General features: G+C 70.1%; 9 protein-coding genes. 8 read left to right on the top strand and 1 reads right to left on the bottom strand.

Features of this window, described 5'->3' with window-relative positions:
- The first annotated feature begins 145 nt into the window (after positions 1–145).
- From ACP56T_RS19980 to ACP56T_RS19945, 8 genes are all read left to right on the top strand, one after another.
- Positions 146–616 (top strand): phage adaptor protein, encoded by a 471-nt coding sequence (locus ACP56T_RS19980; protein ID WP_430913911.1) that lies wholly within the window; start codon positions 146–148, stop codon positions 614–616.
- A 1-nt stretch (position 617) separates the two neighbouring features.
- Positions 618–2,099, top strand: a complete 1,482-nt coding sequence (locus ACP56T_RS19975) for a hypothetical protein (RefSeq protein ID WP_430913910.1) — start codon at positions 618–620, stop codon at positions 2,097–2,099.
- Entirely contained in the window at positions 2,096–2,398 is a 303-nt protein-coding gene (locus ACP56T_RS19970; protein ID WP_430913909.1) for a hypothetical protein, read from the top strand. The genes ACP56T_RS19975 and ACP56T_RS19970 overlap by 4 nt, the downstream gene beginning before the upstream one ends.
- A gap of 243 nt (positions 2,399–2,641) precedes the next feature.
- Complete coding sequence (locus ACP56T_RS19965) at positions 2,642–2,914, top strand: macro domain-containing protein (protein WP_430913908.1); 273 nt, start codon at positions 2,642–2,644, stop codon at positions 2,912–2,914.
- A gap of 101 nt (positions 2,915–3,015) precedes the next feature.
- Entirely contained in the window at positions 3,016–3,324 is a 309-nt protein-coding gene (locus ACP56T_RS19960) for a hypothetical protein (protein WP_430913907.1), read from the top strand.
- Complete coding sequence (locus tag ACP56T_RS19955; protein ID WP_430913906.1) at positions 3,321–4,874, top strand: tail fiber domain-containing protein; 1,554 nt, start codon at positions 3,321–3,323, stop codon at positions 4,872–4,874. Before ACP56T_RS19960 ends, ACP56T_RS19955 begins: the two co-directional genes overlap by 4 nt.
- Positions 4,871–6,391 carry a hypothetical protein gene (locus ACP56T_RS19950; protein ID WP_430913905.1) on the top strand — a complete coding sequence of 507 codons (1,521 nt, stop codon included), beginning with the start codon at positions 4,871–4,873 and terminating at the stop codon, positions 6,389–6,391. The genes ACP56T_RS19955 and ACP56T_RS19950 overlap by 4 nt, the downstream gene beginning before the upstream one ends.
- A complete protein-coding gene (locus ACP56T_RS19945; protein WP_430913904.1) occupies positions 6,388–9,681 on the top strand; it encodes a hypothetical protein in 3,294 nt (1,097 codons plus the stop codon). Before ACP56T_RS19950 ends, ACP56T_RS19945 begins: the two co-directional genes overlap by 4 nt.
- A gap of 244 nt (positions 9,682–9,925) precedes the next feature.
- On the opposite strand, the gene ACP56T_RS19940 is transcribed toward ACP56T_RS19945, so the two are convergent.
- The gene (locus ACP56T_RS19940) at positions 9,926–10,306 is read right to left on the bottom strand and encodes a hypothetical protein (RefSeq protein WP_430913903.1); all 381 of its coding nucleotides are present in this window, start codon (positions 10,304–10,306) and stop codon (positions 9,926–9,928) included.
- Positions 10,307–10,567: the final 261 nt, after the last annotated feature.

Here is a 10,567-nt window from a genome sequence, read left to right as displayed (position 1 = left end):
CGACCAACATCCCGCGCAAGCCTCCCGTTCGAGCCGGAAGGCAGTGTGGATGACTTGTCCTGGGGTCCCGTTTGGACGCCGATTACCCCAAAAACGGGGTCCTTATTCCACGCCTAATCACAAGCGGATCATCACCTTCCAGACGATGCCGGGCGTCGACGTCTACGGGCGCGGCGACGCGGCGGCGATTCCGGACCTCTACGCCATCGACAGCGTCGTGATGCTCGACGGGAACCAGTCGTATCCGCTCGGCCGCATCCCCGAGGCGTGGATCGAGGCGGCCGACAGCCCGACCTCGGCGAGCCGGCCGTGCTCCTACTCGTATTTCGACGGGTCGCTCCGTCTTTGGCCGATCCCGTCCGACGCCTGGACGATCCGGATCGCGGCGCATCTGCGCCTCGATGTGCCGACCGACGATGCCGCGCCGAGCCCCTGGTTCGACGAGGCCCGCGATCTGATCTCCGCTCGCACGAAGTGGCATCTCGCCCTCCATGTGCTGCGGGACCCGGCCCTGAAGGCCGCGATGGACGTCGCTGCGGCCGACGCCTTCACGACCCTGAAGGGCCGCGCCAACGGCATCGCGAGCTCGGGGCGGATCGAGGCCTACGACCTCTGACATGCCCTCCGTCAAGCTCGCCCCCTTCGCGCCGGACGTCGCCTCCGTCGATGCCGGAGCCGCCGCCGTCGCGACGAACGTCATCCCGCGCGCCGATGGCTATGGCCCAATCGCTGGCCCGAAACCGATCTCGGCCGCGCTGCCCGCCGATTGTCGCGGCGCGATCGAGGTCGCCTCGCCCGCCTTCGGCTTCCCCGTCTACTTCGCCGGCACCGGCACGAAGCTCTTCAAGTTCAACCTCGGCACGGCCGCTTGGGACGACGTGTCGAAGCCCGGCGCGACCTATTCCGTGCCGCCGGGCGACTACTGGTCCTTCGCCGTATACGGGGCGCGGCTCGTCGCGACCTGCCTCGGCACCGTCATGCAGGTCATCGACATCGACACCGGCAAGGCCTTCGCGGACCTCGGCGGCAACCCGCCGCGCGCCCGCCATTGCGGTGTCGTCGGTGAGTTCCTGGTGCTGGCCGGCCTCGCCTCCGATCCGAACGCGGTGCAGTGGTCCGACCTCGGCGACCCGACCTTCTGGACGCCCGGAATCGCGACCGGACACACAGCGGACCTTCAGATCTTCCCCGATGGCGGCGCCGTGACAGGCTTTGCCGGCGGCGAATTCGGGGTGGTGTTCCAGGAGCGCGCCATCCGGCGCATGGTGTTCGTGCCGAACTCGGCCGAGGTCTTCGATTTCTCGATCTTCGAGGAGAACCGTGGGGCCGTGGCGCCCTGGTCGCTGGCCCGCGCCGGCGCGCGGGTCTTCTTCCTCGATCGCGACGGATACCACGTCTTCACGGGAGGGGCGTCGTCGACCATCGGCGCGGAGCGGGTGAACCGCTTCTTCCTCGATCGGGTCGATCCCAATCAGGTCGCATCGGTCGTCGCCATCCGCGATGCCACCGGGCCGCGCGTCCTGTTCGCCTATCGGAGCAAATCGGCCGCAGCCTCCGATCCGACGTTGCTCGACGAGGTACTCCTTTACGACTGGCTCCTTGACCGCTGGGCCTTCCTGGCGCTGCCGGTGCGCTTCGGTCTCGTCGCCGCGACGCCGCCGGTCTCCATCGACAGCATCCCCGGCTCGCTCGACGATCCAGGCCAGAAGAGCCTCGACGATCCGTCCTATGCCGGCGGCGCGCCGGCGCTCGGGCTGGTGACGGCCGACAACCGCCTCGCCCTGCTGAACGGGCCGAGCCTCGAGGCCCTGTTCGAGACGACCGACGCCATGCTCGCCCGTCCGAGCCGGGCCTTCGTGCGCGGCGTGCGCCTCGACAGCGACGCCGACGACTGGCGGGCGCAGGTCGGGACGCGCGAGACGCTGCGGGTCTCCGATCCGGTACGCTACCGGGCCGAGACGGCGCCGAACTTCGAGCGCTTCGCCCCCTGCCGGGCCTCGGGCCGCTATCACCGCGTCAGGGTCCGCATTCCGGCCGGCACGGCATGGACCTATGCGACCGGCATCGAGCCGGACGCGACGGCGGAGGGTGGACGATGATCGTTCCCGGCAAGACCGAGAGGGACCTCGCCAAGTTCTCGCAGGCGATCTCGGATGCGGCGCAGGGCGGCACCAACGCGCTCGGCGGTCCGATTGCGCTCACCGTCGGTGCGAGCGAGACCGACGTCGAGGATTCCCGCTGCACCGAAGGCGCCCTGCCCCGGCTCGAACCGTGCTCGGCGAGCGCGGCCACGGCGGCGGTCTGGCTGAAGGCGACGCGACGCGGCGGCTTCACCATCGGCCACGACGCCTCGGCGGCGACCGACCGCGTGTTCCGGTACGAGATCCGGCGGCCCTGATGCGTCTCATCATCTGCGATCTCAACCCGGCCGTTCCGGTACAGGCCGAAAACCAAGCGGCCGCGCGGGGTCTGCGCGGCGTCACTGGGCATATCGGCGACCTCCTCGCTCTGTCCGCCGATGCCGCCGTGTCGCCCGCCAACAGCTTCGGCCTGATGGATGGCGGGATCGATCTGGCTTATTCGCGGAAGTGGGGTTGGGGGGGTTCAGGATCGCCTTCGCGGCCTCATCGCGAAGCGGCCGATGCACGAGTTGCTGGTCGGCGAGGCCCTGATCGTGCCGACGGGTGGCGATGCCATCCCGTTCTGCATCTCGGCGCCGACGATGCGGGTGCCCGGCCCGATCCTCGATCCCATTGACGTGCTCCTTGCCAGCAAAGCGGCTCTGCTCGCCGCACGGGAGGCGGGGTTCAAGCAAGTGCTCATGCCGGGCATGGGCACGCTCACCGGACGCGTACCCGCGCCGCTCGCCGTCCGCCTGATGCTCGACGCCTACCAGACCGTTTTCGGGTCCTGATGCGCCTTTCCCCCGTCGCAGCGGCCGACCTCGCTCAGGCGTGGCCGGTTGCGGAGCCGTGGCTCGAAGCGGCCTGCCGCCGGCCGGGCTGCGATCTCACCGTGGCCGACCTGCTCGACCTCTGCCGGCGCGGCGAGGCGCAGCTCGTCCTCATCCATCCCGAAGACGGTGAAGCGGTCGCCGCCGGCGTGACGCAGGTCCGTGATCTGGAGCGCGGTGGCCGATCCTGCATCGTCCTCGCGGTCGGCGGCAGCGGCGCGCGCGCCTGGCGCCACACCCTCAGGCTGATCGAGGCCGGCGCCACGCGCATCGGCTGTTCCCGCGTCGAGTTCGTCGGCCGCGCCGGCTGGGCCGCGCTGCTCCCCGACTACGCCGTCGACGCATATTTCGTGAAGGAACCGGCGGCATGAGCGGCGGATCGCGCACCCAGACCACCCAGCAGAGCAGCCAGACCGATCCCTGGAAGCCGGCACAGCCCGCGCTCCAGAACATCCTCGACGGCGCGACGACGGCCTACCAGTCCGGCGTCGGCTCGCAGGTCTACGGCGGCCAGCGCGTGGCCGGGCTCGGCGATACCACGCAGGCCGGCCTTGGCGAGATGGCCGACGGCGCATCCGCCGGCGCGCCGACGGCGGCTTCCGGCAACGACTTCCTGCACGGCCTCCTCGCCGGCGGCGGCACCACCGCTGCGACGCAGGCCGCGACGGGCGGCCTCGCCGGAATCGATCCGAACGCGGACACCTCGGGCGTCGCGTCGGCCGCCGCGCGCATGGCCGACCCGAACGGCATGGCCGCGACGGTCGGCAACCGGCTCGCGAGCGGCGGCTACAATCTCGACGCGTCCGGCTATCGGGGCCTGCTCGGCGAGAACGCGGGGCCGACGCAGACCCAGCGCTCGCTTCAGGCCACGGCCGACGGCGCCTATCTCAACGGCTCGCCGCAGCTCGACGCGATCACGCAGCGCGCCTCCGACGCCGCCGCGAGCAGGGTGGCGCAAAGCATGGCGGCGTCGGGCCGCTACGGATCGGGCCGCTTCGCCGCCGCCACCGCCGATGCTGTGGCCGGGCAGAACGACCAGCTCCGCTACGCCGACCTGAACAACCAGCTCGACCGGCAGGCGCAGGCGGCCTCGGCCATCGATTCCGCGCGCAACGCGCAGACCGGGATCCGCTCGGGGCTGCTCGGCAACATCAACGACGTCACCTCGGCCAATGCCGGGCAGGCCGTCACGGGCGCCGGTCTCACGTCGGGCGCCGATGCGGCCGCGCTCACGGGGGCGAGTGCGCTGGCGGGCTTGCAAGGCTCGAACGCCGATCGCGCGCTCGGGCAGGCCGGCGCGCTGCTCTCGTCCGCACAGGGCGATCGCGCCGCCGGGCTCGCCGGCATCGCCGCCACGCCGACCGTGCAGCAGTCCCTCGCCCAGCCGGGCCAGACCCTGGCGCAGGTCGGCACGATCCAGGATCAGGCCCGGCAGCAGCAGCTCGACTCGAACCGTGAGATTTTCGACGAGGGGCAGAGCGCCCCCTGGCGCCAGATCGGTCTCTACGAGGGCGCGGTGAATCCGATCGCGGGGCTCGGCTCGCAGACCTCCGGCACCTCGACCCAGCGCACCCAGACCGACCCCGGCCTGCTGAACTCGATCATCGGTGGCATCTCCGGCCTTTCGGGCGCGGCGGCGAACGTCGGTCGCGCTGCGCCCTTCCTCGCCATGCTCTCCGACGAGCGGGCGAAAGAGGACGTCCAGGAGGTCGGCAAGCTCCACGACGGCCAGACCGTCTACAGCTACCGCTACAAGGGTAATCCGACGCCCCAGATCGGCCTCCTCGCACAGGAGGTCGCCGGCGCTGAGCCCGACGCCGTCGCGCTCTTTCCGGGAGGTAACGGCCTCCTCGGCGTCGACTACGGGCGCGCCACGGCGCGCGCCGCCGCCATGGCACCTCAGGATCGGAGAGCAGCATGACGACCGGCAACCCGTTCGGCATCGGCCTCCCCGTGAACCTGCGCCCCGAGGACATCGCGGCGCTGATGAGCCGGGTGCCCATGGCGCCGGCGCAGGGGTTTACTCCTCCCGACGCGCCGCAGACCGATCAGGGGCAGGCGCCGCAGGCCGCCATTCCGGTCGCGCCCGCGCCGGCCGCGCAGCCCATGCCGTTGGCGCCGCCAGTCGCGCGCGCGACGCCCCCGGCTCCCGATCCGGCACCGACCACGGGCTCCGCCCCTTCGGCGGCGCCGTCGCCCATCGCCCAGCCGCCCGCGAAGGCCGCCGATGCCGGCGGCGAGAGCGGCGGTTTCCTCAAGGCCTGGAAGGCGCTCGCCGATACCGGCCTCGGCGATCAGGCGCTCGCGTTCGGCGCCGGCCTGCTCTCGGCGCCCGGCGGCGAGGGGTGGGGCAAGGCGTTCGACAATCTGTCGAGGGTCTCGGCGACCTCGGCCACGACCGATCTGGCGAAGCAGAAGCTCGCACAGGAGCAGGCGAAGCTCGCCCGCGAAACGGCCGGCGAGAATGCGACGCGCCAGTACCTCCTCGGCAAGGGATTCGATCCCAACCTCGCCACCGCCGCCATGTCGAGCCCGATCGTGCTCCAGAGCGTGCTCGCCCAGATGAACAAGGATCCGAGCCGCGTCACGATCGGCGGGAACATCTACGAGCTGAAGCCCGGCGAGCGCCCGGGTGCCTCGAACATGCTCGGTTCGGCCGAAGCCAGTCCCGACGCTGTGCGCGCGAAGGCGCAGGCGCAGGCCGAGGGCACCGCCGCCGGCAAGCCCGACGACACGTTCAGCCTCGTCCCTGATCAGGAGCGCGTGCAGCTTGGTCTTCCGGCTGGCGCGTACCAGAAGGATTCGAAGGGCAAGATCACGCCGATCAACCCGCCCGGCGGGACGAGCGTGAACATCGACCTGGGCAAGAAGGCGAACCAGGAACTCGATTCCACGATGATCAAGGGCATCGACGAGAGCCGGCAGAAGGCGCTCGGCGCGGTGCAGACCATCGACGCGATCAACCGCCAGAAGCAGTCTCTCGAGAGCGGCATCGTCGCCGGCTGGGGTGCCGACTGGCGCACGCAGGCCCGTGCCGCCGCTGCCCAGATCCTCGGCATCCCCGACGACTACGTGAAGAACTCTCAGCTCTTCGATCAGGCCGCGACCCAGAAGGCCGCCGCGCTCGCGAAGGCGATCAGCCAGTCGGGCCACACGACGAACATGGATCTGCAATTCGGCAAGACGATTTCGTCCGGCGACCGTTCCAGCGTCGAGGCCGCCCTGCGCGCCGGCGTCGAGGCGCAGGAACTCCTCGCGAAGGAAGAGATCAAAAAGCACAACGACAGCGTCGACCGCTTCGTCGGCGTGATGCCGGAGGCGAAGGATCGCGCCGGCTGGTTCCGGGTCCAGCAGCCCGAGATCTACCAGTACCAGCCCCGAACGCCGGACCGCTCGGCGGTCGAGGCCGAGATGCGCCGCCGGGGCATGATGAAATGAGCGACCTCTCGAAGCTCTCCGACGACGAGCTGATGGCGCTCTACAGCCAGAGCGCCCCGAAGGCCGATCGTCCGCAGCCCGGCGCTCCGCCGGTCGCCGATCTCAGCAAGATGTCGGATGCGGATCTGACGAAGCTGCACGGCAGCTTCACGGACCTGCCGTCCGCCGGTCAGCCTGGCGACGCCTCGGCGGCGGTCGGGCGCGGCATCGTCAACGGCGTCCCCGTGATCGGTCCCTACCTCCTCGCTGGTCTGAACCGCGGCGTCGCAGGCATTCGCGCGCTCCAGAACGATACCCGCTATTCCGACGAGCTCGGCAAGGTCGAGAAGTTCGGCGAGAGCACCGTGGCCGAGCATCCGATCGCGAGTGGCGCGGGTGAGATCGCTGGTGGCGTGGTCGGCACGCTGCCGCTCGTGGCCGCTGCGCCGGCGCTGTTTGGCGCGGGCGGTGCCGCGCTTCCTGTAAGGACCGCTGCGTCGGCGGCGTCGGGCACCGTTCTAGGCGGCGCCGATGCGGCGGTGAGAAGCGGCGGTGATTGGGAGGCCACGAAATTCGGCGCCGAACTCGGTGGCGGACTTGGCGCTGCTGGCCCGATCGCAGGGCGTCTCGTCGGAAAGGCCGTGACCGCCATTCGCGGCGACGAGCTCGGCATGCCGCTTCTGCGCGAAGCGGCCCATGGGCTGACCGACGCCGAATTGGCCTCGGCCCAGCAGATCCGCGAGATGGGCCGCAACCTGCCCGGCGGCGGCGTCGACATCCCGCTCGACGAGGCGCTGAACCGGGCGACCGATGGGCGCGCCACGCGCGCATCCCAGCTGGCCCGCGTCGCGGCGAATTCCGGCGGTGAGGGCGGACGGATCGCGGCCGAGGTCTATGCCGGCCGGCCCGCCTCGATCGACAACGTCGCCCGTGCTGCGTTCAACAGCATCGCGCCCGAGAACGTGGCCCCTTCGGCCGTCGGCATTGACGCTCAGGCCGCAGCCCGTGCCGGCGTAGCACAAACCCCGGAGGGTATGGCGCTGACGCAGGCGCGCGAAGCCGTCGGCCCGCGTGTCACCGCCGATAGCGCCGGACAGGTGATCCAGCCCGAGATGCGCCGCGTGCTCGATGCTCGGCAGGCGACGCGCGATCAGCAGGCCGCCGCCGATTACGGCGCCGCGCGCGCCGCGCCCGAGAACGTCGGCGTCGAGCGCATGATCACTGTCGAGCGGCCGGGCGAGCCGATCATCACGCCGCAGGAATATGCGCGGCCGCGATTCGCCAATGCCGCGCCCCGTCCGCTCGAGCGCTTCACCGCCGATGCGCCAGACGCCGCGCCGGGTCCGGAGAGCCTTGCCCGCTTCGTCGCGAAACACGGCGGCATCGCGCTCGACGGCGATGCCCGCGCCACCGACCTGCACCGCTTCAACATCCCCGGCGTCGGCAACGTCGCCCGCGCCGACGGCAAGAGCATCGATAATTTCTGGCGGGAACGGCTGATCGAAGCCGGCTACCTGCGCCCCGATGCCGATGGAGGCGCCGCGCGCGACATCACGAACGACCTTCTCCGAAAGCTCCAGAACGAGCAGCGCGGCTTCCCGAGCTATCCGATCGACACCGAGGGTCAGCAGGTCGGACGGCAGACCGTCGGCCGGCAGTCGGACGAGTTCAAGAATGCGGTCTCGATGGCGGAGAGCCGGCTCGACGAGGACCTCACGAAGGTCGGTGTCGATCCGAAGAGCCTGCATCCGGATATCCGCGAGCGCGTGCTCGGCTCGATGATCCGCGGCGAGCATGCCGATCCGCTCGACGCGGTCGAGGCCGTGATCGGCGGCATGAAGGAGAACCCGGCGCCGCTCGTGAAGAGCACGACCGTCCAGGAGCAGATCCCGGATGTGCGGTTCGGGCAGGTCGATCCGCGCCCTGCCTTCGATGCGGTCGCCGACCAGAGCCGGACCGCGAAGGGGGACGTGAAGGGCGCGCTCGGCGCGACGCGGCGTGATCTCACCGGGCCCGGTGGTGAGCCCGACATGAGCGTCGAGGGCCTCCTCCACGCGCGCGAGCGGCTCGATCGGCGCATCGCCGTAGCGCAGGAGCAGGGAGATGGGACGAAGGTCCGCGATCTCACCATCTCGCGTTCAGCGCTCGACGGGCAGTTGAAGCAGGTCCCCGAGGTCGCAACCGCCGACGCCAATTTCGCGGCGAACTCGCGCCCGTTGGAGCCCTTCGCCGGCAACACCCCGCTCGGCCGCGTTACACGGCAGGATCCCCTCAGCGGCCGCATGGCGACGCCGACCGAGGAGGTGCCGACGCATCTCCAGGGCGCGAGCGCCGCGCGAGAATTCCTCGCCAACAGCACGCCCGCAGCACGGCAGGCCTACGAGGGCCATGTCGCGACCCGCATCATGGATGCGGCGACCGACCGGCGCGGGAATGTCGATGCAGATGCCCTCAGCGCCTTGCTGCGCGAGAGCGGCGATGTCCTCGGCCAGATGCCGGACGTCTACCATCGCCTCGATGCGGTGGTACGCGCCCGTGACGGTCTCGCCCGCGTCGAGGCTTCGCCGCTCGGGAAGCTCGCCCAGACCGACGATGTCCGCCGCGCGGTCAACGTGCTGTTCCCGCAGGTGCCTCAGGGTGCGAACCACCACGAGATCGCCTCGGCGATGACGGCGGTCGCCCGCAACAATCCGGCGGCAGCTAACGATCTGTCGCGCATCTACCTGGAGACCCTCTTCAATGAGGCGACCCAGCAGGTGAAGGGCATCGCGGCGCAGTACGGCGGTGCTGGATTTGCCTCAGCAGTCAGGGGCAATCCCCAGCAGCGTCACAACCTCGAAGCCGTGCTGCGCGTCCTGCCGGAAGGCGAGACGAAGGCGGCGGCGATCGATCGCCTGCTCACCGTGCTCGAGGCAACCGGCTACCGGCCCCAGAAGGGCTCGGACACCGCGTTCAACCAGGCGATCCAGAAGCAGCTCGCGAGCGGCAACACCCCGATCGGTCAAGCCATCGCGAGCGCTGCCTCAGGCGCTGTCGCCGGCGGGACGGTCGGCGGTGTCAGTGGGGCGCTCGGCGGTGCCGTCGTCGGCCTGAAGCACGGTGTCAGCGACGCTCTGCTGCATCGGCGCATGATGGGCAACGGCGAGGCCATCGCGCGCTTGATCTACAATCCCCGCGCCCTGCCGGATATCCGCGCCCTGGCGAAGTCGCCTCCAGGCACCAAGAACGCCGAGCTGTTCACCGAGCGGCTGCTGCGGCTCGCGAATGGTGGCTCGCAGCCGATCCGGAACCAGTCAGCGGCGTCGCGGTAGGAGCGGGTGCATCCGGCCCGATGGATCGCGGGGCCACCAGCCGTAGATGGCACACGCCCCGAAGAGGGCGATCAAGGCGACGCCCGAGCCAACCGGCCCGAGCGCACTGTCCAATGCCTGGTTGAACGACGGCAGAACCGCCATTAAGACAACCCGAGCCGTCACCATGGCGGCGACGAAGAGGGTGAGGCAGAGCAGGATTTGAAGCCAGCGAGGCATTTTCGCAGCTTATCATGCTCCGGCTCTAGTAGCAGTTCGTTGTTACCAAGCCCTCGGCCTGAAAGCTGTTGCAGGTGACACCAGCGGCGGCGGTCTTGCGCGCCTCGAACTCACCATTGGCGCTTGACAGCTCACGCGCGAGAAGCAGCCGGGCATCGGCATCTGAAAGTTCTTTTCGGCGCACTCGTTCGGCAATCGCATCACCCGTCGCCATGTACCGAATGCCGAGATCATTGTTCATCTGACCAGCTCGCTTGGCGGCGACCTCGGCTTTGATGCAGTCCCAGGCTTCAAGATACCCGGCGTGTGAAGACGTGCAGGCGCCCTGCGTTGAAACCAGCGATCCCGTCATGCATCCGGCCAGCGTGATAACGCCGATCCCCACCGCCAAAACACCGAAACGCATCGCCTTCGCCCCTGCTCAGCGCGCAACCTAGAGCAGCAGTTGGCCGGTGGTCCATGGCGTGGCAGCCGCAGTTCACAGCGCCTTCTCGCTCACCGCCCCCCATCCCGCGCACGGTAGATTGAGCCATGATGACTCCACGCGAAGCCGCCTGGACGGCCCACCACCGAGCCGGGGCCGCCATCACCCCGTGCACGCTGCACGAGCGGAGCGGCGATGTCCGTCGCTGGGTCGTTCAGAGCCCCTACGTCCACGCCCGTCCAT

The sequence above is a fragment of the Methylobacterium endophyticum genome, from assembly GCF_050591105.1.
Taxonomy (GTDB): Bacteria; Pseudomonadota; Alphaproteobacteria; order Rhizobiales; family Beijerinckiaceae; genus Methylobacterium.
This window is presented reverse-complemented; position numbering and strand designations above follow the sequence as displayed.